The 25,839-nt window shown below is 38.8% G+C and carries 20 protein-coding genes and 2 tRNA genes; 11 read left to right on the forward strand and 11 right to left on the reverse strand.

Annotated features, from left to right (window positions below; translation table 11 throughout):
* Nucleotides 1-50: 50 nt before the first annotated feature.
* The 3 genes from ABJH98_RS19125 to ABJH98_RS19135 all read left to right on the forward strand — a co-directional run bounded on the left by ABJH98_RS19125 (nucleotide 51) and on the right by ABJH98_RS19135 (nucleotide 2,142).
* Nucleotides 51-680: a hypothetical protein gene (locus ABJH98_RS19125; RefSeq protein ID WP_348309387.1), complete on the forward strand. Its 630-nt coding sequence runs from the start codon at nucleotides 51-53 to the stop codon at nucleotides 678-680.
* A 391-nt stretch (nucleotides 681-1,071) separates the two neighbouring features.
* Entirely contained in the window at nucleotides 1,072-1,674 is a 603-nt protein-coding gene (locus tag ABJH98_RS19130; protein ID WP_348309388.1) for a NifU family protein, read from the forward strand.
* 168 nt (nucleotides 1,675-1,842) lie between these two features.
* Nucleotides 1,843-2,142, forward strand: coding sequence for a GIY-YIG nuclease family protein (locus tag ABJH98_RS19135; RefSeq protein ID WP_348309389.1), 300 nt, complete (start codon nucleotides 1,843-1,845; stop codon nucleotides 2,140-2,142).
* A gap of 122 nt (nucleotides 2,143-2,264) precedes the next feature.
* On the opposite strand, the gene ABJH98_RS19140 is transcribed toward ABJH98_RS19135, so the two are convergent.
* The 4 genes from ABJH98_RS19140 to ABJH98_RS19155 form a co-directional block, all read right to left on the reverse strand.
* Nucleotides 2,265-3,260, reverse strand: coding sequence for an acetamidase/formamidase family protein (locus ABJH98_RS19140; RefSeq protein ID WP_348309390.1), 996 nt, complete (start codon nucleotides 3,258-3,260; stop codon nucleotides 2,265-2,267).
* Nucleotides 3,261-3,601: 341 nt separating this feature from the next.
* Nucleotides 3,602-5,146 (reverse strand): aldehyde dehydrogenase family protein, encoded by a 1,545-nt coding sequence (locus tag ABJH98_RS19145; RefSeq protein ID WP_348309391.1) that lies wholly within the window; start codon nucleotides 5,144-5,146, stop codon nucleotides 3,602-3,604.
* Between the two features lie 119 nt (nucleotides 5,147-5,265).
* Nucleotides 5,266-6,753 (reverse strand): Do family serine endopeptidase, encoded by a 1,488-nt coding sequence (locus tag ABJH98_RS19150; RefSeq protein ID WP_348309392.1) that lies wholly within the window; start codon nucleotides 6,751-6,753, stop codon nucleotides 5,266-5,268.
* Between the two features lie 144 nt (nucleotides 6,754-6,897).
* The gene (locus ABJH98_RS19155) at nucleotides 6,898-7,335 is read right to left on the reverse strand and encodes an Hsp20/alpha crystallin family protein (RefSeq protein ID WP_348309393.1); all 438 of its coding nucleotides are present in this window, start codon (nucleotides 7,333-7,335) and stop codon (nucleotides 6,898-6,900) included.
* A 308-nt stretch (nucleotides 7,336-7,643) separates the two neighbouring features.
* On the opposite strand from ABJH98_RS19155, the gene ABJH98_RS19160 reads away from it, so the two are divergent.
* The 3 genes from ABJH98_RS19160 (at nucleotide 7,644) to hemH (ending at nucleotide 9,503) form a co-directional block, all read left to right on the forward strand.
* A tRNA-Asn gene (locus ABJH98_RS19160) sits at nucleotides 7,644-7,717 on the forward strand.
* A 79-nt stretch (nucleotides 7,718-7,796) separates the two neighbouring features.
* Complete coding sequence (locus tag ABJH98_RS19165; RefSeq protein ID WP_348309394.1) at nucleotides 7,797-8,285, forward strand: hypothetical protein; 489 nt, start codon at nucleotides 7,797-7,799, stop codon at nucleotides 8,283-8,285.
* A gap of 210 nt (nucleotides 8,286-8,495) precedes the next feature.
* Entirely contained in the window at nucleotides 8,496-9,503 is a 1,008-nt protein-coding gene (gene hemH / locus ABJH98_RS19170) for a ferrochelatase (RefSeq protein ID WP_348309395.1), read from the forward strand.
* Here the strand turns inward: hemH and ABJH98_RS19175 are convergent.
* Nucleotides 9,500-10,627: a cysteine desulfurase family protein gene (locus tag ABJH98_RS19175; protein WP_348309396.1), complete on the reverse strand. Its 1,128-nt coding sequence runs from the start codon at nucleotides 10,625-10,627 to the stop codon at nucleotides 9,500-9,502. The genes hemH and ABJH98_RS19175 overlap by 4 nt on opposite strands.
* Nucleotides 10,628-10,764: 137 nt before the next feature.
* Between ABJH98_RS19175 and ABJH98_RS19180 the strand changes: the two genes are divergently transcribed.
* The gene (locus ABJH98_RS19180; protein ID WP_348309397.1) at nucleotides 10,765-11,130 is read left to right on the forward strand and encodes a response regulator; all 366 of its coding nucleotides are present in this window, start codon (nucleotides 10,765-10,767) and stop codon (nucleotides 11,128-11,130) included.
* A gap of 292 nt (nucleotides 11,131-11,422) precedes the next feature.
* On the opposite strand, the gene ABJH98_RS19185 is transcribed toward ABJH98_RS19180, so the two are convergent.
* The 3 genes from ABJH98_RS19185 to murF form a co-directional block, all read right to left on the reverse strand.
* A tRNA-Val gene (locus ABJH98_RS19185) sits at nucleotides 11,423-11,500 on the reverse strand.
* Nucleotides 11,501-11,562: 62 nt separating this feature from the next.
* Complete coding sequence (locus tag ABJH98_RS19190) at nucleotides 11,563-12,219, reverse strand: DUF2461 domain-containing protein (RefSeq protein WP_348309398.1); 657 nt, start codon at nucleotides 12,217-12,219, stop codon at nucleotides 11,563-11,565.
* On the reverse strand, nucleotides 12,210-13,490 hold the full coding sequence (gene murF, locus ABJH98_RS19195; RefSeq protein WP_348309399.1) for a UDP-N-acetylmuramoyl-tripeptide--D-alanyl-D-alanine ligase: 1,281 nt from the start codon (nucleotides 13,488-13,490) through the stop codon (nucleotides 12,210-12,212). The genes ABJH98_RS19190 and murF overlap by 10 nt, the downstream gene beginning before the upstream one ends.
* A gap of 105 nt (nucleotides 13,491-13,595) precedes the next feature.
* Between murF and ABJH98_RS19200 the strand changes: the two genes are divergently transcribed.
* Nucleotides 13,596-15,740 carry a T9SS type A sorting domain-containing protein gene (locus ABJH98_RS19200; RefSeq protein WP_348309400.1) on the forward strand — a complete coding sequence of 715 codons (2,145 nt, stop codon included), beginning with the start codon at nucleotides 13,596-13,598 and terminating at the stop codon, nucleotides 15,738-15,740.
* Between the two features lie 7 nt (nucleotides 15,741-15,747).
* Here ABJH98_RS19200 and ABJH98_RS19205 read toward each other — a convergent pair whose 3' ends face one another.
* From ABJH98_RS19205 to ABJH98_RS19215, 3 genes are all read right to left on the reverse strand, one after another.
* Entirely contained in the window at nucleotides 15,748-16,611 is an 864-nt protein-coding gene (locus ABJH98_RS19205; protein ID WP_348309401.1) for a YicC/YloC family endoribonuclease, read from the reverse strand.
* A gap of 68 nt (nucleotides 16,612-16,679) precedes the next feature.
* Nucleotides 16,680-19,925, reverse strand: a complete 3,246-nt coding sequence (locus ABJH98_RS19210; protein ID WP_348309402.1) for a translocation protein TolB — start codon at nucleotides 19,923-19,925, stop codon at nucleotides 16,680-16,682.
* Nucleotides 19,926-19,929: 4 nt separating this feature from the next.
* Entirely contained in the window at nucleotides 19,930-20,997 is a 1,068-nt protein-coding gene (locus tag ABJH98_RS19215; protein ID WP_348309403.1) for an FAD-dependent oxidoreductase, read from the reverse strand.
* Between the two features lie 57 nt (nucleotides 20,998-21,054).
* On the opposite strand from ABJH98_RS19215, the gene ABJH98_RS19220 reads away from it, so the two are divergent.
* The 3 genes from ABJH98_RS19220 to porU are packed head-to-tail and all read left to right on the forward strand — an operon-like array spanning nucleotide 21,055 to nucleotide 25,814.
* On the forward strand, nucleotides 21,055-21,702 hold the full coding sequence (locus tag ABJH98_RS19220) for an MBL fold metallo-hydrolase (RefSeq protein WP_348309404.1): 648 nt from the start codon (nucleotides 21,055-21,057) through the stop codon (nucleotides 21,700-21,702).
* Nucleotides 21,699-22,391 (forward strand): CDP-alcohol phosphatidyltransferase family protein, encoded by a 693-nt coding sequence (locus tag ABJH98_RS19225; protein WP_348309405.1) that lies wholly within the window; start codon nucleotides 21,699-21,701, stop codon nucleotides 22,389-22,391. Before ABJH98_RS19220 ends, ABJH98_RS19225 begins: the two co-directional genes overlap by 4 nt.
* 39 nt (nucleotides 22,392-22,430) lie before the next feature.
* Entirely contained in the window at nucleotides 22,431-25,814 is a 3,384-nt protein-coding gene (gene porU / locus ABJH98_RS19230) for a type IX secretion system sortase PorU (protein WP_348309406.1), read from the forward strand.
* Nucleotides 25,815-25,839: the final 25 nt, after the last annotated feature.

Here is a 25,839-nt window from a genome sequence, read left to right on the forward strand (position 1 = left end):
GCCCGATCGGTATAGGTTATTGCGAATGGTAGATTTACAACTGATTCGATATGAATAATATAAGGTTTAATATTTTCTTTATTGGGATGTTTGTTCTTTATTCATTCCTAACCTATGGGCAAAACCCCAAAGGTTATGTGATCCTTAGACCTAACGAAGAGACCATTCAATATGACACCATTTTTGGAGAGATTGAGATGCCTAAAAATGGTGTTTTCTGGAATGTAAAGATACAGACAAAAGAAGGCCTCAAAAAATTTAAAAATAGAGAGGTGATTGGTATACAGGTAGAAGGCATGTATTTCGCTAGCATTATTTACGGGAAAGGATGTGCTATTGTCCCTCGGCTTGTTGGTGGTAGAATGGAATTATACTATAATTATACTGGTGGGTCAGACAGATATCAATATATAAATCAAAGTGAAATTGTCAAGGAAGGGTTTTCGGGAATTCCGCCATATGATTTATCGCGAATTATATGGGACGCAACTAGTTATTTCTATATAACTCATCCTACAACTAATGAATTCCACAAAATACCGCGATCAAATAAAAAATTTCGCGAAGAAACTTCAATTTTGTTTTTAGATAATCCTGAAATATACAATAGAATATCAACGGGAGAATTAGGTGTTGAGAATATTATTGAAATTGTTAAATTATATAACGAGATTGAATAAACCATTGCTGGCGCAAGCTTATAGCTTGTGCTTATGAGCTCTGAAAGAATAGAAATCTCACCCGCTCGGTCGCAATTGTATTGCGACTGGATCTTCATGGGCATTTTTAAATGCCTAGAAAAGATTAAGAACGTATCACAGATGCGCTCAAGCGAAAACCTCGTCATTACCCGATGGTTTTGACGGAGGAAAAAGCATTCGGGTAATCTGTCAGAGGTAAGTGCTGCGCTATTCTATCCGTCTGCGATCAGATAGGGATAGCCCTGATAAACAGGGCTATGACGTAGTGCTTTTGAGGCTATGACGAAAGCCTAATTAATTCCTCCCTAAAGAACCAAACAAAGAACCCTAGTGTTTCGTATCTTTGTAATCTCTAGTAAAAGAAAAGCAAATGTCTGAAGCAGTAGCAAACACCCCGGTCAATATATATTTCGAGTCGAACCCGAATCCAAACACGCTCAAGTTTGTAGCGAATTTTATGTTGGTACCAGAAGGCACTAATTTCGATTACCCATCGCCAGAACGCGCAACTAATTCTGAGTTGGCGCAAGAGCTATTCACTTTTCCATTTGTGAAAGGCGTATTCGTGATGAGCAATTTCATCACCGTGTCGAAAGACGAAGCTACGGAATGGGAAGAAGTTAGAGATGGCGTGAAAGAGCACATCAAAGGTTACTTGGAATCAGGCAAACTAGCTGTGAATCTTTCTCAGCCTTATGCTGAGCCTAAAACAGAAGACGCTGCTCCAAAAGCACCTGTTTCTGATTTAGACGAAAACATCAAAGGTATTTTGGACGAGTACATTCGCCCGGCCGTAGAGCAAGACGGCGGAGCGATCGACTTCCATTCTTTCGAAGACGGCAAGGTAAAAGTAGTGCTTCAAGGTGCTTGTAGCGGTTGTCCTTCTTCTACCCTCACACTCAAAGCTGGTATCGAAAATCTCTTGAAGAGAATGGTTCCTGAAGTGACAGAGGTAGAGGCGATTAATGGGTGATCAAACATCCCGTCATTACCCGATGAGACGAAGGAACATTCGGGTAATCTGTCTGCGGTGAGTGCTGCACTTTCCGATCATTCTTCTAGACGATACGGATAGCCCGAATAAATCGGGCTATGACGGGTTTAATTGAGTATTACACGATAGTTTTAGTTATTTTTAACTATGTCCAATGGCGGATACATCTATATCGTCTCCAACAAAAACCGAACAGTACTTTACACTGGAGTGACTTCCAATCTCCATAACCGCATTTACGAACACAAGAATGGATTAGGTGCTGCATTCACTAAAAAGTATAACTGCACAGATTTGCTATACTACGAATTCTTTGCTGATATTGAATCTGCAATCCAAAGAGAAAAAAGGATCAAAAAATACAAAAGAGAGTGGAAAGAAAACCTGATTAAAGAAATGAATCTTGAAATGCGGGATTTGTTTGATGAGGTTAGCGAAATGCAATAGTAAAAATTACTACGTCATTACCCGACGTCAGTTCGGGCAATCTGTTTAAGGTAAGAACTACACTTTTCGATCATTCTGCTAGAAGATAGAGATAGCCCTGACAAGCAAGGGCTATGACGATGTTATTTAATCCCCAACACCTCCTTAGAAATATGCATCGTCACCAGCATGTTTGGAACATCGACCACTTCTGCGATTTTGAGATCGCCTGCTAAAGAGCAAAGAATGTAGGCATCCTCTTCAGTAAGCCCGTGTTCATTGACTAAGTATTCAATCATATACTGAACGGCTTTCCTAGTCGCAATATCAATGGTAGTACCAAAGGCAGTTACCGCGTAATAATCGTCCGTTTCGTATTGTGGTTCGTTGAGGTAGGATTTTTGACCTTTGAGCAATTTCAATTCGAAAACAAATCGCATGGGAGACTCCACGGCTGTACCTGACACTTCACCCATGCCTTGCACAGCATGTGCATCGCCAATTGAGAAAAGTGCACCTTCAACAAAAATGGGAAAATATACCGTCGTTCCCTCGACCATATTCGGGTCATCCATGTTGCCTCCATTCGCACGTGGAGGAATGGTAGAGAGTAAAGAATCGGTATCAGGAGCTACACCCATGACCCCAGCGAATGGTCTCGTGGGGATTTTGATCTTTTCAGAAAAGTGAATGACTTTCTCTACACTATCGATCTTAAAAGTTTTTAAATAAGGTTTCGTATAGGTGTCGGCTAAAAAACCAAAACCAGGAAAAATAGCCGACCAGCCCCAATTGCCTACTTCTATCTTGTGCATCGTCACGGCCAAAACATCACCCGGCTGGGCTTCTTCTACATAGATAGGTCCTGTGAGAGGGTGAATCGGGTCGAAGGACACATTTGCCATGTCCTCTATGGTAGAGTTCACATTCAACTGGGCATCTGTGGCTTCTTCTGTAAATGCTTCTACAATGGCTCCGCTAGGTACTGACAAAACCGGAGCAATGGTTCGACTCCACTTATTGTGTTTGTGAGTGGATGGTAGCGTGTATTCAGGAATTACTTCGGGTTTATCTTTTTGGCTTATTGGCTCACAGGCCAATAATATGGATAATGAAAGGAGTGTGGTTAATGTTTTCATATCTTAAATATACCCAAGAATCGTAGGTTTGAAAATTTCTAATCATTCCGTAACAGCGCGAAAGAATCTTGGCAAGTGTCAGAGAGTAGCTGCAAGGAATTAACGAGATTTCTCCAGTCACTCGACTATCGTCGAATTCTTTACGAAATGACAAACTGCAAAAAAAAATAGCTCAGGGTTTAAACCCTGAGCTATTTTCATAATCACCGTCATTACCCGATGAGATCTACGAAGTAGGGATCATTAGGGTAATCTGTTTGCAGTTAGAACTGCACTTCTCAATCATTTTACGATCCGATAAGGATCACCCGAATAACATCGGGTAATGACGGCTTATTCAATTAAAACTCAAATTTGATCCCTTGTGCCAACGGCAAGTCAGTACCAAAATTGATCGTATTCGTTTGACGTCTCATGTAGACTTTCCAAGCATCTGATCCAGACTCTCGTCCGCCGCCGGTTTCTTTCTCACCACCGAATGCACCACCAATCTCAGCACCAGAAGTACCAATATTTACGTTGGCGATTCCACAATCAGATCCACCATGAGACAAGAACATTTCTGACTCTCTCATATTGTTCGTCATAATCGCAGAAGACAGTCCTTGTGGCACATCATTCTGGATGGCAATCGCATCTTCAATGTTTTTGTATTTGATTAAATACAAAATCGGAGCAAACGTCTCGTGTTGTACGATTTCAAAATGATTTTCCACTTCATAAATCGCAGGCTTAACATAGCACCCAGACTCATATCCTTCACCAGAAAGTACTTCTCCGTCTACTACTACTTTAGACCCTTCAGCTTTTCCTTTTTTGATTGCTTCGCTATACATATCTACAGCAAGGGTATCTATTAATGGCCCTACGTGATTAGATTCATCCAAAGGATTTCCAATTTTCAATTGGCCGTAAGCACTCTTTAATTTGGCTTTCACATCTTCATAAATGTCTTCGTGGATGATGAGTCTTCTAGTAGAAGTACAACGCTGTCCAGCCGTACCTACTGCTCCAAAAACAGCACCTATCAAAGACATATCCAAATCTGCGTGCTTAGAAATAATGATGGCATTGTTTCCACCTAATTCTAATAAAGCTCTTCCCAATCTTGCGCCTACTGCTTCACCAACAGCCTTACCCATACGAGTAGAGCCTGTTGCAGAAACTAGAGGTACGCGTTTGTCATTCGACATCAACTGGCCAATTTTGGCATCACCAATAATCAAATTGTTTACGCCTTCTGCTACGCCGTTTGCTCTGAATACTTTGTCAGTAATGTGCTGACAGGCAATCGCAGTAATAGGTGTTTTTTCACTTGGTTTCCAAAGACAAACATCTCCACAAACCCAAGCCAAAGCACTATTCCATGCCCAAACGGCTACTGGGAAGTTGAAGGCTGAAATGATACCTACAATACCTAATGGATGATACTGCTCATACATTCTGTGGCTTGGTCTTTCAGAATGCATGGTCAATCCATACATCTGACGAGATAGTCCAACAGCGAAATCACAGATGTCGATCATTTCCTGAACTTCACCTAATCCTTCTTGGTAAGATTTACCCATTTCGTAAGAAACGAGTTTACCTAAATCTTCTTTGTGTTCTCTTAAGGCTTCACCTACCTGACGAACGATTTCTCCTCTTTTGGGTCCTGGAACCAGTCTCCAAGATTTGAAAGCCTCAGAAGCTGTTTTAATAATTTCTTCATAAGTTTCTTCTGAACCAGAAGTCACTTTTCCAATCAGTTTTCCATCTGCTGGAGAATAGGATTCTATGACTGCACCGTTGGATTTGATCCAATTAGAACCGGTGCTTGATCCCATGTTTAATTCCTCAATGCCGAGGTTTTTTAACGCTTGCGTTATGCCGAATTTGTCTGCCATTTCTGTGTTAATTAGAGTTGCCGCAAAAATAGATGATCCTACTGATTAATAGGATTGATACATAAAAAATCCCCGAACGAGCGGGGATTATGTTAATATCGTATCAGAATAGATGGTTTTTACCAACCAATGCCGTAATAAGCTTTCTCGCCTCCTTCATACAAGCCTTCTATCAACAAGCCAGATCCGTCATTGGTTCGAGTCAGTGCTCTTGACAAATCCTCTACTGAAAGAATGGGACGCTTATCAATGGCCGTTACAATAAATCCAGCCTTGATACCAGCTTCTCTCCATTTGCCGCCTTCTACCTTCAATAGCTTAGCACCCCCTTCTATTTTCAATTCTGCTTTTTCATCTTTGGATAAGTCAGCAAAAGTGCCTCCTTGAATCGTCATATTATTAGATGACGCAATGGTGGTAGTGGTGCCCAAAGTATTTTTCAAAGTAGCGGTTACTGTTTTCTCTTTGCCGTTTCTGATGAGTGTCACTTTTACTTTATCACCAGGTCTATTCAATGCTACTTTTTCCTGTAGCTCAGAAGTCTTTGTTACCTTCTCGCCTTGCACAGCAATAATCACATCACCATTTTCAATGCCAGCATCATCAGCTCCACTGTTGGGGTTTACATTAATTACATAGACACCTTCCAATACATTCAAATCTTCATCTTCAGCCAACTGAGCATTCACATCTCGAATGTTAATGCCTAGCAGCGCACGTTGTACCACGCCAAATTCTTTCAAGTCCGCCAATACTTTGTCTACCAAATTGGATGGAACGGCGAATGAATAGCCTGCATAAGTGCCTGTAGGTGTAGCAATGGCCGTATTAATTCCCACCAGTTCACCTCTTAGATTCACTAATGCACCTCCTGAATTTCCCGGGTTCACAGCGGCATCAGTTTGAAGAAATGATTCAATTTGAAGGTTATTCCTATTTCTCAAAATGTTAATGTTTCGACCTTTGGCGCTGATGATACCAGCAGTAACCGTGGATCGGAATTCAAATGGATTCCCTACAGCCAACACCCACTCACCAATCTGGACTTGATCAGAATTTCCTACTTTAATAAATGGCAATCCTGATGCATCAATCTTTAATAGTGCCAAATCAGTAGTTGGATCTGTACCAACTATTTCAGCTTTGTAGGTTCTATTGTCATTCAGTAAAACTTCAATTTCAGTTGCACTTTCTATCACGTGATTGTTGGTCGCGATGTATCCGTTCTGGCTAATAATCACGCCGCTGCCAGATCCCATAGATTGTCGTTGCTGTGGCTGGCTGCCTCCTTGAGGGTCACCAAAAAACTGTCTGAAATATTCATCAAACTGATTCGTGCCTTGCCCCATTCGAGACGAGCCTTCGAACGTGCTTCTAATATGAACGACTCCTGGGGTTACTGCTTTGGCTGCATAAACGAAGTTCAAACCTTCTGGAACAATCATCGCAGATGAGTCTAGTTCATAATTTGAAAATCTTACTGGCTGATTGTCTGCCTGAATCACACGAACTTGATCTTCTTTGATCATTTGATATCCGCCGAGCGCCACTATTCCTCCTAACATAGAGGCAAACACCATTCTGATAAAAAACTGTCTATTATTCATTTCTTTAAGTTTTTACTTTCTTCTGACCAATTAACGGCATATAAATTTAATGGATAATAATGTTAACAACATTTAACAAAAAACCCCGACCAACGGGCTGGAGGCCAGTTGTCGGGGTTAAAACCAACCTCAACTTACTAACTATTACTTGATAGCAATGGTCTTCTTCTGAATCTTCTTCTCATCCTTAGGGATGGTGATATTCAAAAGCCCATCTTCATATTTTGCTTCGACTTTGTTTGCGTCGATGTTGTCTGGCAAGTGGAAAGACCTGCTGAAAGAACCATATCTGGTTTCTACAGAATGGAAGTTTTTCTCTTCTTTCTTTTCTTCAAATTTCCTTTCACCACTTACGATCAATTGACCTTCATTTAAGTCAATGCTAATTTCATTTTTCTTGATGCCCGGAATGGCAAAACTCAATTCAAATGATTTCTCTGTTTCTGAAATATCTACCTGAGGGGTAAATGATTTTCCAACAGTCACATCGTTGTTAAAAAAACGATCGTTGAACAAGTCATCAAACATATTGTTTGTAGTGAATGTTCTTAGGGTTCTTGGGTTATACTTAATCAATGACATTTTATTTAATTTTTTGTTGAACAATAAATTCATGAAGCCTTATTGCTAATTGTATGCCATTAGCATAAAAACTTAATTTTAATGCCATTATGTCTGATTAATTGCAAATAATCAATTTTATTGCGCCATATTGTCCGTTTTGTTTAATAATTAGGATGCAATATGTCTGAATAATCATAGATCAATCCGGACAAGAAATAAACTTGTAATTTTTTGAATACTTATATTGTAGAATTAAAAAGAAGCCACTAATATTGCAGTCCCAAAATCAGGGAGTTATTCAAAAGCGAATGACTATTACATAAAATTCCTCTTTAGCTCAGTTGGTTAGAGCATCTGACTGTTAATCAGAGGGTCGTTAGTTCGAGTCTAACAAGAGGAGCAACACAAAGGCAATTTTCGAAAGAAGATTGCCTTTTTTATTTTACACCCTTCATTTCAACTTGAAACGCAACATGCCAATGCCAATCGACATTAAAGTCTCATTCTACCTTCCCTTCAACTTTATAATAATTGGTTATGGAATTATTGCCGCAGGATTGGGAGCCATATTCACCAGACCAGAGGCAACACCTTTTTTGCTGATTGTTGGAATTTTGATGGTCACTACTCATTATCGTTTGAACATCAACGTAAATAAAAACCACTTCAATGAATACCTGTGGGTTTTAGGATTCAAGAAAGGCAAATACTTTGACTATGAAAAAGCAGAGTACGTATTTTTGAAGGAGGCAAAAAATGTGTTTACTTATGTAAGTAAATATAACGATAGTATGACTGACATTGGTCAACCCAGACATGGAAAGGAATATGTATTTAAGGCCTATATCAAATTTACAGGACAAGAAGAGCCTGCCTACATTGGTTCGAGTAAAAGGTTGAATTTTATTCTAAAAAAATCAAAAGAAATTGCCAATCAATTGAATATCCCAATTAAGAATTACTCCTAAAACCGTACTTTTTGAAGTAGATGCGCTTATTGGCAGAATGTTTAAATCATTTGGCAAGATCTGTAAATCGTCTCCCTCTACTTTAGCCAGTACATAATAATTAATTTTTCTCAAAATGCTGCTGGCTCCAGGTGTTCCCCATCTGGAGCTTTTTTATTATTTGGCTGTATCCTCTTTCTCGTCTTTCTTTGTGTCAATTAAAAAATGATCATGGCGAAAAAAGGAATCCTTCTTGTCAACCTGGGCACACCCGACAGCCCATCAGTAAAAGATGTCAGAAAGTATTTGAGAGAATTTCTCATGGACGAAAGAGTGATTGATATTCCTTACCTGTCCAGGTGGTTTTTAGTCAATATTATTATTGCCACTTTTCGCAGCCCTAAGTCTGCCAAAGAATATCAAAAGCTTTGGGAGGATCGTGGCTCTCCGCTCAAATTCTACAGTGAGGATTTAACTGAGGCTGTTCAGAAACAACTAGGGAAAGACTATCAGGTAGAATTAGCCATGCGCTATCAAAACCCGTCGATACAATCGGGTCTGGATAAGCTCAAGAATTCTGGAGTCACTCAGATCAAAGTGATTCCGCTATTTCCACAGTATGCTTCCGCATCCAATGGTTCTGTGATCCAAAAGGTGATGGAAATAGTTGGTGGCTGGCAAGTAATTCCGAAAATTGATTTTGAAGGCCCATTTTTCGATCACCCAAAATTGCTTGAAACAATCGCTCAAAATGCAAAGAAGTGGATGGACGAACATGACTATGATCATTTCCTTTTTAGTTATCACGGTCTGCCCGAAAGGCAAATATTGAAAGCCGAAATCAGTACTTGTCAACTATGTGATTGCTGCAATTCTTGCCACAGCAAAAACAGATACTGCTACAGAGCTCAGTGCTTTGAAACCACCCGACTAATGGCTGAGAAACTTGGTCTACCGGAAGATAAAGTATCCACTGCCTTTCAATCTAGGCTAGGAAAAGACCCATGGATCAAACCATATACGGATGAAGTGATAACTGAATTGGCTGATGCTGGACACAAAAAAGTTTTAGCTTTTTCTCCTGCATTTGTTGCTGACTGTCTAGAAACTACATTTGAAGTAGGCAAAACTTACAAAGAAGATTTCTTGGCATTAGGAGGAGAACGATGGGACTTGGTAGAAAGCCTTAACGTACATCCAATGTGGGTGGATTGTGTTTGTGATTTAGCTAAGAGTTAATTCATCAATTCGGCCAAGGCATCAACTGCGTAATCCACTTCTTCGGGCTTGGTATATTTGGAGAATGAAAATCGTATCGCTCCTCTTTCAGGATCTACACCAAGTGCAGTTAATACATGCGAGCCAATATTAGATCCACTGGCACAGGCACTACCTCCACTCGCTGAGATGCCTTTGATATCGAGATTGAACAGTAACATATCATTTTCATCTGTGGCCGGTAAGCCTACATTAATCACAGAATAGAGACTTTGTTCCATATTTCCAGATAGACCATTGAAAGTTGCGCCAGATATTTTTTCTTTCAAACCAGCCAGCATTTGCTCCTTCAATGCAGAAATATGCTTGCGGTTTTTGTCCATATCACGATAAGAAATTTCTAGTGCCTTAGTCAGCCCCACAATACCTGCTACGTTTTCCGTACCGCCTCTCATGTTTCTTTCCTGTGCTCCACCATGAATAAAAGGGTTGATTTTAGTTTCATGATTGATATAAAGAAAACCACAGCCTTTCGGTCCATAAATTTTGTGTGCTGCGCCTACAATAAAGTCGGCTTTAAGCTGAGATAAGTCATGCTCATATTTGCCCATGGCTTGCACGGTATCCGAATGAAAATAGCCCTTGTTATTTTTTACCAATTCGCCGATAACTTGGATGTCATTGAGGTTACCAATTTCATTGTTGGCATGCATCAAACTTACAAAAGAAGGTGTCTCTTGTAACAAAGACTCTAAATGATTTATATCTATTCGACCCTCGGGATCAATATCCACAAACTTTAATTCCACTCTATTTTGCTTTGCTAGATACTCTAATGTATGCAGTACAGCATGATGCTCTAATTTTGAAGTTATTGCTCTTTTTACCCCAAGGCTTTCTATTGAGCTACATATTGCTGTATTGTCTGCCTCTGTGCCACCAGACGTGAAAAAAATCTCAGCAGGAGAGGTGTTTAATAAATCTGCAATTTGCTTTCTGCATTTTTCGATAGAAGAGCGCGCCTGTCGGCCATGTGAATGAATAGAAGAAGGATTCCCGTAATTATCCATAAAGTATGGTTTCATAGCTTCAAAAACCTCTGGGTCCATTGGTGTAGTAGCCGAATTATCTAAATATACCTTCATGAATTTTCTTGATTTGGGCAAAATTGTACATTTTATTAGACAATAAGAATGATTGTCATTTTTCTATTAAGTGGCGGCTAAATTTCAAAAATTCGATCAAATGGAACTATCTTTATAGAACTATAAAACTGGCAGAAATGAAATATAGTTGCGTTTGTATTGATGATGACAAGATGTTCAATGAAATACTTGAACAATATATCAAGCGCGTTGATTTTCTAGAATTTAGTGGCGCTTATAGCAATCCTATTGAAGGCGTGATGGCTATAGACAAATTGAAGCCAGACATTCTTTTTTTAGATGTAGATATGCCCGAAATAAGTGGCTTCACTACCATAGACGCACTTGAACACAAGCCTATCATCATCATGTTGTCCTCACATTATGAGCATGAGCAGGAGTTACTAAAAGCTGGTGCTGCCAAATTCGTTATGAAACCGGTTGCGAGTCCGGATCACCTTGCCCAAATTGTAAAAGAAGTTTTAGCCGAACAAGAAGTCTAATTCAATATTCATGTTTTTATCTATACGTGTCTCCCAATAGATAGGACTCTCATCCCTCTTTATATTCTAAAATCGCAGGCATAAAAAAAGCCATTCCGAGTAATCGAAATGGCTTTTGAGGTGGTGGGCGCTGAGGGATTACTCATACACACAGTCATGCGCACAAACCCTTCGTGAACCTCCTTCGTCGGTTTCGAACCTTATTGTTTGTCGGGGGTTCTCATCCCTAATAATATCTTAAACTTTTGGGCATAAAAAAAGCCATTCCGAATTACCGAAATGGCTTTTGAAGTGGTGGGCGCTGAGGGATTCGAACCCCCGACCCCCTCGGTGTAAACGAGGTGCTCTGAACCAGCTGAGCTAAGCGCCCTTGATTTGGGTGTGCAAAAATAGATTATGATTTTATATTACCAAATCTTTTCATAATTATTTTCAACTAATTGCCTCTTTTAAGTATTTGTTGAACTCATAAGCCTTTTTGTAGGTCGAAATCAACTCATCAAAGAAGCCTTCATCAGCGAGGTCTTTCTCACTAAATTCCTTAATCACATAGAAACTTTTGAATCTTAACAATTCGATATTTGGATGGTCTTTTGGGTACCCTTTTGGTGCTGTTTTTAATTTTTCGCCTCTTATTTCGCCAAATGTTTCTTTGAAGTTTTTGGATGCCAATAGCATATTCAAACCATCTGGATTGTAATCGATTTCTTGTCTAATAGCAGCCAAAGTCTCAGGTTTTGGCATGTAAATTCCTCCTCCTGCAAAATTCTGCCCAGGAGCCAAATGAATGTAAAAACCTGTGCCCTCTGTCTTTTTTCCTGCACCTCCCATCAGAGCTCCAAAATTAGTTTTGTACGGAGTCTTGTCCTTACTAAAGCGAATATCTCTATTAATTCTAAAGACACATTTCTTGGGATCGACATCTGTGAGCTCTGAGTCAAATTTGGCTATCTCGTCAATAATGTTTCCAACAAATCCCAAAAAATCTTTTCGACATGATTCATAGGTTTTTCTATTGGCGTCGAACCACTCTTTGTTGTTGTTGGCTGAAAGCTCATTCAGAAATTTTATGGTAGGTTTTAATTCCATAGGTCCGTGAGTTTAGTAAGCTGCTCCATTTTCATGCCTCGTGAGCCTTTGATTAAAACGATGGCAGCAGTAAGCGGCTTCTTTTGGAGGAGATCGCTTAGTTCATCAATTTTTTCAAATACTTTAGATTTAGAATGATGGTGTGCCTTTTTAAAATCATTCCCTACCAAATACACCTCATTAAGGCCCAAGGTTTCAGCATAGTCAATGATTTTTCTGTGCTCTTCTTCAGCATACTCACCCAGTTCTTTCATGTCTCCTAAAATGGCCACTTTATGATTACTATCTATTATAGCCAAATTATCTAAAGCTGCCCGGATAGAGTCTGGATTGGCATTGTAGGCATCTAGTATAATGGTATTCGAACCAATTTCAATCATTTGAGATCGGTTATTATCAGGCATATAGCCATCTATCGCCATGTAAGGATCTTCCACTTCAAAAAAGTGGCCTATGGTAACTGCAGCAGAAATGTTGAGGAAATTATAAGCTCCGATCATCTCAGTGGCATGGGTATCGCCATGCACATCTTTATAATGAACGAATGGAGTAGCTGATTTGAGGGAACATAATTCATTTGGATAGCTAATGGCGTTAGAAAACCGCTTTGACATGTTTTGCAATATCCGGTCTTCTAGATTGATAAACGGAATCCCGTCCGTCTTTCTGAGATAATCAAACAGCTCACTTTTGGCCCTAATGATGGCCTCTTGCCCGCCAAATTCTCCAATGTGAGCAGTTCCAATATTAGTAATCAATCCGTGCGTAGGCTTAGCCATTTCGCAAAGTGAAGCGATCTCCCCTACATGGTTGGCTCCCATTTCTATTATGGCAAATTCCGTATCTTCTGCAATGCTGAGAAGCGTCAGCGGCACACCAATATGATTGTTGAGATTTCCTTTGGTGTATTGAGTTTTGCGATCCGATCCCAATACTCGAGCTACCAATTCCTTAGTTGAAGTTTTTCCATTGGAGCCTGTAATTCCCAAAAATGGGATTTTGAATTGGTTTCTGTGATGTATAGCTAATGATTGAAGGCACTTCAAGACATCGTCTACCACAACATATTGTTCATTCTTTTCATTCTGCGTCTCATCAACTACCGCAACAAGTGCGCCCTCTTGAATGGCCTGAGCGGCATAGACATTGCCATTAAAATTATCTCCTTTGAGCGCAAAGAAGATTTGATTTTCTTGAAGCGACCTGGTATCAGTGCATACACCGGCACTGTTTAAAAATTTTTCGTAAAGGAAAGAAATGGTTTGATCCAAATTTGTTGTTATTTGTATGGCAGGTCACAAATATATTTACCAGCACCCAATAATTCTGGTTATTGACGGTTTGATTGTCGGATAGCATGAAAGTGCCAATTGATTATGATGCGAATATCCCAATTTTTATTAATCCAAATTCTCCTCACTCAGTCTCTTTGTGCCCAAGTGGAATTAGAGATTATTCAACCCTTCGCAATCAAAAACAATCAAACGCTTGAACTGGCCTTTACCGGTGGTATCAATAGTGCGCAGTATCATACGATTGATTTAGATGGTGATGGCGACTTGGATTTAGTCCTTTTTGATCGTTCGGCTGATAAAATCAATTGCTTTGAGAATACGGGAACAGCATATATCTATCAACCTTATTTTGAGTTTTTGTTTCCCGAAAACATTCAACACTGGATGATTCTTGCAGACTATGATTGTGATGGATTCAAGGATCTTTTTACTTATACGGGACAAGGAATTCGAGTCTTTAGGAATATATCTTCCAACAATTCAGTTTCATGGGAATTAGTCGCTGAGCCACTTAAAACTCTAGGGTCGAGTTCAAAAATCAATTTACTCTTTAACCCTACTGATATCCCATCTATAGCCGATTTAGACAACGATGGTGATTTGGACATTTTAGGGTTTGACTTTGCATCCAGTAGTCAGATTGAATTTCATAAAAATCATTCGGTTGAAAATGAAGGGTCTTGTGGATTAGATTTCGTTCGTGAGACACGTTCGTATGGCGACATCTGGGACTGTGGCTGTGATAATTTCACTATTGATGAACCATGCAGCTCGTCTGGTAGAATTTTGCATGCTGGAGGCAAAGCTCTGCTTTCATTAGACTACAATTCAGATGGACTGATGGACTTGGTGCTTAGTCAAGAAACTTGCGAAAATCTCAGCTATGCCGAAAATAATGGCAGCCTAAATTCACCCTCCTTTGCCTCATTCGACAATGCCTTTCCATTATTTAGCTCCAACCTTAATTTTACTTCATTTCCTACTGGAGGCTACGAAGACGTCACTTTTGATGGACAAAAAGATTTGATTGTTTCCAGCAATGTAAGGTCCAACACCTTTCGCGAGATTGACTTTAAATCTTCAAGCCTTCTTTTTGAGAATAGTGAAAGTAGTAGTAATCAATTTGAAAATTCAATTCCTTTTCTGCAGGATCAAATGATAGATGTCGGTGAACACGCCTATCCTGCCATAGCAGATATAGATGGAGACGGAAACAATGACCTGATTATTGGCAATGTGGGTAGCCTAAACAATAATGACTTTATTTCTTCCTTGACTTACTACCGATCAACCCAAAGTGGCTTAGAATGGGTAACCGATGATTTATACGATCTTTCGACTTTAGGTCTTACCGAACTCAAACCGCAATTCGTAGATATCAATGGTGATCAGAAACTTGATCTCGTGTTTTCCGCCTTGGATGAAAGCTTCAGATCTACGCTTTTTTATATTCGAAACAACGGATCTACGCTCGAAACTTTGGAATTATCACAGCTACAATTCATAGAATTCAATTTTTCAAGATTGGATGATTTCACCTTGGATTATATTAATGATGATGATTTGCCTGATTTACTGCTGGGTATATCGAATGGAAGATTGGATTATTATATAAATACGGGCACCTCAACCCATCCAATGTTTACGCTTGAAACTGAGGGATTTTTAAATATCGTAGCTGACGGAGACAAAAGCAATCTTTCTGTAGCTACTGGAGCAATAGACGATATTGACGGAACTGACCTGATCACGACAGATAGAACAGGAAAAATGTTAATCTATTCTGATTTCCACTCAGGTAACTCCGTTCCACAAGAATCCATAATAAAACTTAATTCATCGAGTGTATTGGTCTCTACTAGATTTGGAAGAATATCCAAACCAGCCTTTGGAGAGTTGTTGGGAAGAGTTGTGATTGCCGTGGGTAGCATCCAAGGTGGGTTGAGATTACTCTCGACTTCTACTGCTGAGGACGAAAATAAATTATCCATCACCGCTTTCCCAGTGCCAACTTTGTCTGATCGAATTGTAAATTTTCAGTCAAACATGGCTGATACTCGACTAGAAATTTATTCACTTACAGGCCATAAAGTTGCAGAAGTCTTTCTGACTGCGCATATTAAAACTTCTCTGGACTTGGGGTTTCTTCAAGATGGTTTGTATCTAGCAAAGGCTACCAGTGGTAATCAAAGCTGTACCGTTAAAATAGTCGTAAGTCCATTCTAACTAATCTTCAAACTACGTTGAGAACCTGTTCTTTGATTTTTTCTAACTCATCCTTCATGTCCACCACCAGTTTTTGGATGTCAGAGTTGTTGGCTTTTGAGCCAATGGTATTTATCTCTCTACCCATTTCCTGACTGATAAAACCTAGTTTTTTACCTTGAGATTCTTTCTCCGCTAAAGTTTCATGGAAATAAGCAATGTGATTTTGCAATCTGATGATTTCTTCAGCAATGTCAAGTTTTTCGATGTAGTATATGAGCTCTTGTTCAAATCGGTTGGGGTCGGATTTGTCTGAAGCTGCCAACTCAGATAAACTTTCATTGATTCTATCCTTGATAGCTTCGATCCTTTCAGGATCTTTTTGCTTAATCAGAGCTAACTTTTCATCAATATGCTTGGCGAACGTGGCCAACGCTGATTCTGCTGCCTGACCTTCTTGAATTCTAAACTTTTCACATTCGACTAGTGCCTCACCCGTCAGAGAAAACAGCTGATCCCTGTCTACCTGATCGTTGGTAGTATCTGTGAACTCTAAGATATCTGGCATGCGAAGAACCTCTTTTACTAAATCCGTATCAGATAGTTCTTGTTCGCTTACAACCGATCTCAGTTCATTCTTATAATGATTGAACAAGGACTGATTAAGTGTACCAGCGCTACCAATGCCATTTTTCAAGGCTATCTCTACGCTAAAATTGACCTTACCTCTTACGATTTTTTCAGTCAGAATTTTTTTGATCTCATTTTCAAAAGCTGCCACTTCTTTTGGCAACTTGGTAGAAATATCCAAAAATTTGGAGTTCAAAGATTTGATCTCTACATCAATGCTCATTTGATCATTTTCAAATTTAGCATGGCCGTACCCAGTCATAGATTTAAGCATCTGCAATGATCGTTAAATAAGCCCAGTATTAAAAATAGAACTGATTCAGGCTGCTGTTAGAAGTCATAACCTAAACTGAGATAGAATTGCATTTTACCAATTTCATAATCGGCCATGGGTTTAGCAAAATCAAATCGGGCATAATAACCCAATAACACTGTGCGAAGACCAAAACCATAACTAGCCAGCCATGGATTGTTTGATGCGCGAATTACAGCTTCGAAAGGAGAGCCCTCTCTTTTAACAATCTTAGTATTGACTTCATGATCCTCATTGAAAGGAGACTTGCCCGTCCATGCAGATCCTAAATCATAAAACCCAATAACCTGAAAGTTTCTTAAGAAATTAGATTTTATAGACCCCCTTGAGAAATATTTAATAATTGGGAAACGCAATTCAGCATTCAATGTGAGCACATTTGAACCACTGAATTCGTTATAATTGAACCCACGAAGGTTAACAAATTGGGCAAATAAAATATCTGAATTGTCTTTAGTATTGCTGAAATGTAGAGGTGAGCTTACCTGATCAGTGTTTTCACTATCATTTGCCACCCAGTTGTCCATGCCACCGAGCATGTATGTCATGGGATGATTACCAAATGAGCGCCCGAAATACACGCGTGTGGCAATAATTAACTCTCTTGATATTTTCTGATATCGTCGTAGATCAACAGTAAAATTACTAAAGGTTAGTGCATTGTCATTCAATGCTTGATAGTGCTCAAAAGAAATTTTCGCTCGACTTCCTTCATAAAGGTTCAGGCCATTGGCCAATGTATTATCATATACCCAGTGCGTTTTGAATCCAGCGTAGGTATTGTGTGATTCCAATTTATACTCTTGTGGTGCACTACTCAGTTGCAAGGCATCTGGACTTAAATTATAAAAATGAGTAAATGTCATAAATGGCTGGAAGTCAAATCGAGTAGCTACAGATAAAGGTAAGGAAGCTCCCAATGTAAAAGTATTCTTCTTATACTTCTGAATAATCTCATCTCCAGATCCGGAAAAATCAAACTGTTCTTCCAAATATACATTTCTATCATATCTGGCCATCAAGTCTATGGTATACTTTAGAAAGCGATATTCTGCGAAAAAATCACCACTCTTAAGGTCTGTAATCGCAAGAAAACCTCCATAAAATTTATGATTCTCAAGGACATCATTCATCTCATATTCCATCAATATTCCAAAGCCCCTAACCGGGTCTATTTTGAAGGTGGTAATCACATTGTTTGAAGAAAAGGCAGTTTGATATTTATGGGGACCCGTTACGCTTGGTTCTCTTTGCATTTTTTGATACGTAGTGAGAAATGAAAATGCTTGGCCATCTTCCTCATCTTCTGGTTCATCTTCGAATTGATAGTCATCTGTATCAATAAACTCATCTTCCTCTTCTTCCAATTGTTCATCAACAATCAAAGAACCTTCCCCTTCACGCTCCACATCAAAAAGACCCTCACCCAGTTCAAATTCTTCTTGTGGCATATCATCAGTAGCCTTTTCTGCTCTTCTTTTTCGGATAAATTCTACTTGTTCCAATTGATTACGTAAAGTAGGAGGTGTAAATGTGGTTTGATCCAAATTATAACTCTCATGAAGATAGATTCTCGATTTTCCATCGTTGAGCATTAAAAATGCCAAATCATGGGTATCTCTATTTATATCGTACTCCTGCAAACTGGTCCTAAAATTGGATACCTGATTGTAAATTCCATTTGAAAAATCATACTTGTAGAGATTGTAGATTCCTTTTTGGTCACTCAGATAAAAAACATTTTCTTTATCTACAGGTACAGGGTAATAATCATTGCTTAGTGTATTAGTCATCCGAAAGACAACATTGGTGGTGGTGTCCAGGTCATAAGCAAACAAATTCAAAACCTCAGGAGCATCATTGATGTTGTCTAACTCTAAATTGAGTGTATCACTTGGCCGGTTAGAACTAAAAACAATGGCATCGGTTCCAGGAATGAATTTAGGGTTGAGGTCATCATATTTGTCTTTAGTCAATCGTTTTACGGCATTTCTTCTCATACTAATGAGATAAAGATCATTCTGACCCTGAATATCGGCACTTATCACAGCCAGTTTTCCATTGTCATTGAATCCAATGCCTTGAATTTGGTTAAACCTGAGTAGCGATTTTCGCTGCTTAGATCTGGTGAGCACGTCATAAGACACCAAATAATTGGTGCCATACCAATTTTGGATAATCCCTAATTTTTTATCTGTAATCCATTCAATGATCGGTAGCTCGAGCGTTACTTCTTGATTGATCACATGATAGCCACCTCGAAGCGCTGTTCTTTCTCTACCAGTTTCAATATTTCTAACATTCACCGTGTATTTGCCTCTATAGTTGTTTACATAGGCCAAATATTTCCCATCTGGACTTACACGAACCTTCGTTAGTTTTGCAACCTTTCCTGTTTTGTTTATTAGTTTGTTGTCTTTTTCAGGTGAATCATAAGCCGCATCCAAGGTGGCATTTGCATTTCGATAATACTCAGCCCACTCGTACTTAAACTGTTTAAATGAGATACCGAGTGAACTTGCAATACTATGTTCGGGATTTCTAATAATCCGAGTAAGGTTGAGAATATTGGACAAATTGCTTTTTCCATATTTCACAGCGATATAATTCCAAACCGACTGACCCACCATTTGAGCTCGAACGTCTTCCAATCGGTTCAATTTTTTGGTCTTCCTTTTGGTGAGAAAATCACGCATATAGTCGTCCATTTCCACACTCCAGCCATATGCTGAATAATGCGCAGCCCCTCCTATAAACCATTCTGGTAAATGAAGCAAATAGGCACTCTGAAACATCTCTGCTAAACTGCCTCCGAACATCATATCGTCGAGGAGCATCTTGGTAAGTCTAAATTTGAGCTCTTTCTTAAATTCTATGATACTTCCTGGATAAGCAACTTCGACTTGTAGTTTCACAAATTTGGTCTGACCTGCAATGGTAAATGTTGCCCCATCCACACCAATGTTGCTTTGTTTGAGATCTACTGGTGAATTGTATATGAAAATTTTAGTCTTGGAAAAAGGAGCATAGCCCAACAAATCTGTCAGTTTATCATATTCTTCGTCCAAATAATCCATAGTGAGCTTTGCATAATCTTCGCCCAGCGCATAGTAATGAACATCATAGTCATCCGTACTATAATAGTTCCAATCGTAACTTTTATACTGTACTCTATTCTGGCCAAATACCTTTCTGTGCTCTTGACCCCGAGAAGTCAAAGCAGTTAAGACAAATAAACCAATAAGTAGTACTTTCAATTGCATATAGCTATTTTTTTGATCGAGCAGGATAGTGAGAATAATAACGACTAACATCAATTTCAGTATCCAACGCCTCCCCATCTAACAAGTATGCTACTAATTGTTTTGAGCAATGTGGAATCAGAGAAACTCCCTTAGAACCAAAACCATTAAAAACATAAATATGTTCATTATCTGGATGTTTTCCAATGAATGGGCGGCGATCTTTGGTCGCTGGTCGAACACCCGCTCGGCTTCCTTTTATTTTATACGACTCTTTCAACAATCCGCCCAACTTTTCTTTTAATTCATTTTGTCCTTCTTCGGTTGGTTCCATGTTATCAAAACGGTGATGATAGGTAGATCCAACTCTTATATGTCCTCCATCAAATGGAAGCATAAATACGCCTCTATTGTAAATGGTTTGAGGACGTTTGTTCAGTTCTACATCGATCAACTCTCCTTTTACAGGGTGAAACGGCAACCATTGAAACCATTCGGATGAATGAGCATGAATTCCATTGCAAAAGATTATTTTCTTAAAATTCAATTCGCCGAAAGAAAAACAATCCCCTTCGTGCTTCAATTCCTTTTCATAAAACATTGTTTCTCGATAACTACCCTTATCGATCAGATAATTTTTGTTGGCATTCAACAGTTTCACAATATTCACATACCCCGCTTGTTTCAAAAACAACCCTCCGTAAGGATCATGAAGCTGATGAGTGGATGTATTTGATGTGGTGGCCTGTTCTATGTACGATTCAAACTTCGCATCAGATTTTTTTGCTTCCCAATCATTCTGATCTTCGATGGCAAAATATGGCCGATAGACTCCTATAGGATGATAAAATTTGGCTTTCAGCTTTGTTTCCAAAGAGGGATAAAAATTCATCAATTCAGGAAACAACTGATTGGCTTTCCAAGTTTTAAACATTTTCCTTCCAGTAATAGGATTGAAAATGCCAGCAGCGACCACAGATGAATGGTTGTTACTTGGTTCGTCCAGCACCATTATTTTTTGTCCTCTTTCTAGCAATTTCTGCGAAAGTACAGCGCCAGCGAGTCCATGACCGATGATTAAGTAGTCGTACATGTTATATTTGCGATTGAGCAATAATCCGACAAAATTGCGGACTTACAACTTATAAATATGATCCAAATACAAAATTTTGTTTTTAATCCTTTCATGGAAAACACTTATGTGCTTTATGACGAGACCAAAGAAGCAATTGTTATTGATCCGGGATGTTATGAACAAGCCGAAAATGATGAACTGACCGACTTTATAGAAGCCAACGAATTGAAGGTAGTCAAACTTATCAATACGCATTGTCATATCGATCATGTATTTGGTAATGCATTTATTAAAAAGAAATACGGCGTTTCATTGACTATTCATAAAGAAGATGAAGCCACTTTAAAATCTGTCGAAGTGTATGCGCCAGCTTATGGTTTTCAAAATTTTGAAAACACTGAAGCAGACAACTTTTTTAATGAAGGTGATCAAATCGAATTTGGCAACTCAAAGCTCGATATTTATTTTACTCCAGGGCACGCGCCAGGGCATGTGGTATTGGTGAATCAAGAACAAAATATTTGCATTGGAGGGGACGTATTATTCGATGGAAGTATCGGCCGTACAGATCTACCAGGTGGTGATTTTGATACACTTATTAAAAGTATCCATGAAAAGGTATTTGTGCTAGATGACGATACAATAGTTTATCCAGGGCATGGTGGAACCACGACCGTAGGAAAAGAAAAAGTGTCGAACCCCTTTTGTGCAATATCTAAATGAGCATTCGAAACTTAACCCCAAATGCATTAACTAGCTTAAACCTGGCGTTTGGTTGTTTTGCTATCATAGAGATTTTTGAAGGTAGATTGGAGTATGTACTATACTACACGTTGTTATCTGGGGTAGTCGATTTTTTTGATGGTTTTGCTGCACGTTTATTAAAATCGACTTCGAATATTGGTAAAGACTTGGACTCTCTCGCCGATATGGTCTCTTTTGGAGTAGTTCCGGCATTGGTCATGTATCAATTGCTACAAATTAGTGCTCCTGACTCCCCTTGGAAATACTTATCTATATTGATAGCAGTGATGTCTGGGCTTAGATTGGCCAAGTTCAATAACGACGAGCGTCAATCTGACCGGTTTTTTGGATTGCCCACGCCTGCAAATGCATTTTTTATCATTTCCTTGGCTCATTTAGCAAATGAAGGATTGTGGTATGATGTTGTAAGCAATTGGGAGGTTTTAGTGGGCATTACGATCTGTACTTCTCTTTTGCTAGTAGCAGATATACCTATGCTGGCTTTTAAGTTTAAACAGTATGGTTGGAAAGGTAATGAAGCTAAATATGCTTTTTTGCTTTTAAGTTTGATCATGGCAATTCTCTTTCAGTTAGTGGCTGTTCCGCTAATTATTGTCATGTATATAGTTGGATCTATTTTAACTCATTTAATGGCTCCTAAAACATAAGGAACGAAAGTGTCCTTTGTTGACGTTGATAAGATTAAGTTGAAAGGAATTTTACATATCATTTGTACCGTTTTATTAGCTTTTACTTTTATTCAAAAAGTAAAAGCACAGAATTCTTCTGTGCTTTCCAGTGGTAGTTGGTACAAATTGGCCATTTTGGAGGATGGTCCTTACAAAATAGATAATACTCTACTAGAAGAAATGGGGATCGACTTAGAAGGTCTCGATCCAAAAAAAATAGCCATTTATGGCAATGCCTATAATGGGATACTTCCCCAATCTAACGAGGCAGACCGCCCGGTTGATTTAATTGAAAACTCCATTTTCGTAAAGGGACAATCTGATGGGAAATTTGACGCGAATGACTTCATTCTCTTTTACGGCAAATCACCTAATCACTTGAGCTATAGTCAAAGTACCAACCAATTTCAATTTGAAAAAAATCCATATACTGACACTGCATTTTATTTTCTCACTATAAAAGACACGAATGGATTACGGACTCCGACGGTTGCCACAATAGTCGATGAGAATATTGCAACTACCAGAACATACCAAAAATTAGAAATTCACGAACTTGAAGAAAACAGTATTGTCGACTCTGGACGCGAATGGTATGGTGAAAGATTTAATAGTTCTAATAAAAGCCATAGCATTTCTTTTGATACTGATGAAATAGTCAATGAATCTGATATCCAAGTCTTCACAAGTCTATTGTCTGGATCTTCCAGCTCTTCTTCTTTTGACCTCGAAGCCAATGGCTCAAAACTTGGTACGATTCAAATGACTCCCGTTTCTACCAATAAATATACTCCACGAGCAGATACACAATCTGATACATTTACTATTTCCAGTTCTTCAGTGAATGTAAGCAATGGATTGAATCTCAACTTCAAATTCAATAATGAAAGCATCTCAGAAGGCTATATAGATTACGTATATGTACAATTACAGAAAAAACTTGACTTAAATCAAGGAAGTATTCAGTGGTTTAGATCCAATAGTTCTGGTACACAAGCTTTTGAACTATCTGGGGGAAGTTCTACCACAAGAATATGGGATATTTCCTCACCTACTTCTGTTTCAAACATTCAAGTAGAAGAGTCAAACGGAACGGTCTTATTTGAATCCGAAAACGAATCAACCTCCTATGTTGCATTTAATGAAGGTCAAGAATTATCACCCATTTTCATTAAAAAAATTAATAATCAAAACCTTCATGGCTTACCTGCAGCAGACGGTATTATCATCACACATCCCAATTTCTTGCCTTCTGCCAATCGTTTGGCTGAATTTCGTCTAGCTTTCGACGGCATGCAAGTGGAGGTAGTAACTGTTGATCAAGTCTTTAATGAGTTTTCTAGTGGAATGCAGGATGTGTCTGCTCTTCGAGATTTTATCAAGTTCCAATATGACAAATACGATCAGTTAAAATATGTACTGCTTTTTGGGGACTGCTCATTCGATTATAAAAATCGGAGCATTGATATGACGAATTACGTTCCCGTCTATGAGTCGAGAAATTCGTTAGACCCTTTAGAAAGCTTTTCTTCAGACGATTACTTTGGATTCATGTCCGATGATGAAGGGGAGTGGGTAGAAACTGAAGCTGGAGATCATACCATGGAGCTTGGTATTGGCCGTATTCCCATTCAAACGAATGAAGCTGGAGAGGCTGTGGTCAACAAGATCATTCGCTACCAAACCAATCCTCTAGGCTACGGTAAATGGCGTAATAAAATCACCTTCATAGCAGACGATGGAGACAGCAACATTCATCAAATGGATGCTGATAAAATGTCCAAATATGTAGATACAACCCGACAAGAACTGAATATAAACAAGGTCTATCTTGACGCTTACGTACAAACACAAAACAAATCACCTCAAGCTTCAGATGCCTTTTTGAGTGCTTTATCCGATGGCAATTTAATTGTGAATTTTACTGGTCATGGCAATGAAGGTCAACTGACTGGTGAAGACATTTTTAATGAATTAATGATAGATGATTTAAGTAATAATTTATTGATGTCTCTCTTTGTAACGGCCACTTGTCAGTTTGGTAATTATGATTATCCAAATAGAGTATCTGGAGGTGAACAGATGGTTTTACTCCCTTATGGTGGCTCGATAGCACTTATCACAGCGGCTAGACCTGTCTACGCAAATACCAACTACAAACTAAATGAAGCTTTCTATTTTTCTGCAATGCAAAAAGTAGGAGGTAAATTCAAGCGGCTGGGAGATATGATTAAGGAAACTAAAAATAATAGTCTTGTTGGACCAGGCAATAGAAACTACGCACTTCTCGGAGATCCGATGATGCGAATATCATTTCCAGAACAAACTGTAAAACTGACTGCAATAAATGGAAAGACTCTGGACGAGCTCGACACTTTAAAAGCATTTGGTAAATACACAATAAGTGGGGAGATTCAAACCAATGAAACTCTTGACTCAAAATTTGATGGGGTAGTAACATTGACTGCCTATGACAAACCAACAAAATTTCAAACGCGTGGCGATCAATCGACCAAACAGACATTTGAAATTAGGGACGTTCTTTTATTTCAGGGGAAAGCAACTGTTTCAGAAGGTCAATTTGAAATCGATTTCATCGTTCCAAAAAACATTAACTACTCTTTTGGAGAAGGAAAATTAAGCTTTTATGCTATAAATAATCTATCTACTTCTGATGCCCACGGTGCCTTCGCAGAAGTGATAGTTGGGGGATCTGAAAAAGTCACCAATCCTGATCGGTCCGAACCAGAGATATCCATTTTCTTAAACGACTCCACTTTTCAATCAGGACAAACCGTTGGTCCTTCTCCTTTATTACTTGTTCACCTGAAGGATGAAAGTGGTATTAATATTTCAAATATCGGCTTTGGCAATGAGTTGCTTCTGTATCTCAATGACAATGAACCTGTCCCACTCAATGAGTATTATGAAGCTTCTTTAGACACTTATCAAGAAGGATGGATTGCATATCCACTTGAAGACCTGGAACCTGGTCGATATGAATTGTCAATCGAAGCTTCAGATATTCATAACAATGTTGCAACTGAACAAATTGAATTCTTCATCACCAAGGAAAATGGAATAAAACTCACCAATGTTATCAGCTATCCCAACCCAATACTCCCTGATGTGGATCAAACTACAGTTAGGTTTGATCACGATAGGTTAGGAGAAGATTTAGTCGCCTACTTAACGCTCACGGATATGCGTGGTCAAGAAATATATACTCAAACCTACCGTTTTGACAATGTCTCGAACCATTCTTTGGAATTAGTTTGGAACTTGAACACCATAGGTATTACAGGAGTAAGAAAAGGAATCTATATTTATCAACTCAAAGTGCAAAGTAGAGTAGATGGTTCGTCGGGAGAAGTCTTCCGAAGAATAGTAATTATGAATTAGCTATCTTTGTGCGTTAATTTTTTAA

Source organism: Reichenbachiella sp., assembly GCF_039969095.1.
Lineage (GTDB): Bacteria > Bacteroidota > Bacteroidia > Cytophagales > Cyclobacteriaceae > Reichenbachiella.

Excerpts from the sequence above, each read along its gene's own strand:
- ABJH98_RS19220 (WP_348309404.1), top strand. The coding sequence starts at position 21,055 with ATGATCCAAATACAAAATTTTGTTTTTAATCCTTTCATGGAAAACACT.
- ABJH98_RS19180 (WP_348309397.1), top strand. The coding sequence starts at position 10,765 with ATGAAATATAGTTGCGTTTGTATTGATGATGACAAGATGTTCAATGAA.
- ABJH98_RS19175 (WP_348309396.1), bottom strand. The coding sequence starts at position 10,627 with ATGAAGGTATATTTAGATAATTCGGCTACTACACCAATGGACCCAGAG.
- ABJH98_RS19200 (WP_348309400.1), top strand. The coding sequence starts at position 13,596 with ATGATGCGAATATCCCAATTTTTATTAATCCAAATTCTCCTCACTCAG.
- ABJH98_RS19210 (WP_348309402.1), bottom strand. The coding sequence starts at position 19,925 with ATGCAATTGAAAGTACTACTTATTGGTTTATTTGTCTTAACTGCTTTG.
- ABJH98_RS19145 (WP_348309391.1), bottom strand. The coding sequence starts at position 5,146 with ATGGCAGACAAATTCGGCATAACGCAAGCGTTAAAAAACCTCGGCATT.
- ABJH98_RS19165 (WP_348309394.1), top strand. The coding sequence starts at position 7,797 with ATGCCAATCGACATTAAAGTCTCATTCTACCTTCCCTTCAACTTTATA.
- ABJH98_RS19215 (WP_348309403.1), bottom strand. The coding sequence starts at position 20,997 with ATGTACGACTACTTAATCATCGGTCATGGACTCGCTGGCGCTGTACTT.
- ABJH98_RS19205 (WP_348309401.1), bottom strand. The coding sequence starts at position 16,611 with ATGACTGGGTACGGCCATGCTAAATTTGAAAATGATCAAATGAGCATT.
- ABJH98_RS19135 (WP_348309389.1), top strand. The coding sequence starts at position 1,843 with ATGTCCAATGGCGGATACATCTATATCGTCTCCAACAAAAACCGAACA.
- ABJH98_RS19150 (WP_348309392.1), bottom strand. The coding sequence starts at position 6,753 with ATGAATAATAGACAGTTTTTTATCAGAATGGTGTTTGCCTCTATGTTA.
- ABJH98_RS19130 (WP_348309388.1), top strand. The coding sequence starts at position 1,072 with ATGTCTGAAGCAGTAGCAAACACCCCGGTCAATATATATTTCGAGTCG.
- hemH (WP_348309395.1), top strand. The coding sequence starts at position 8,496 with ATGGCGAAAAAAGGAATCCTTCTTGTCAACCTGGGCACACCCGACAGC.
- ABJH98_RS19125 (WP_348309387.1), top strand. The coding sequence starts at position 51 with ATGAATAATATAAGGTTTAATATTTTCTTTATTGGGATGTTTGTTCTT.
- ABJH98_RS19190 (WP_348309398.1), bottom strand. The coding sequence starts at position 12,219 with ATGGAATTAAAACCTACCATAAAATTTCTGAATGAGCTTTCAGCCAAC.
- ABJH98_RS19155 (WP_348309393.1), bottom strand. The coding sequence starts at position 7,335 with ATGTCATTGATTAAGTATAACCCAAGAACCCTAAGAACATTCACTACA.
- ABJH98_RS19140 (WP_348309390.1), bottom strand. The coding sequence starts at position 3,260 with ATGAAAACATTAACCACACTCCTTTCATTATCCATATTATTGGCCTGT.
- ABJH98_RS19225 (WP_348309405.1), top strand. The coding sequence starts at position 21,699 with ATGAGCATTCGAAACTTAACCCCAAATGCATTAACTAGCTTAAACCTG.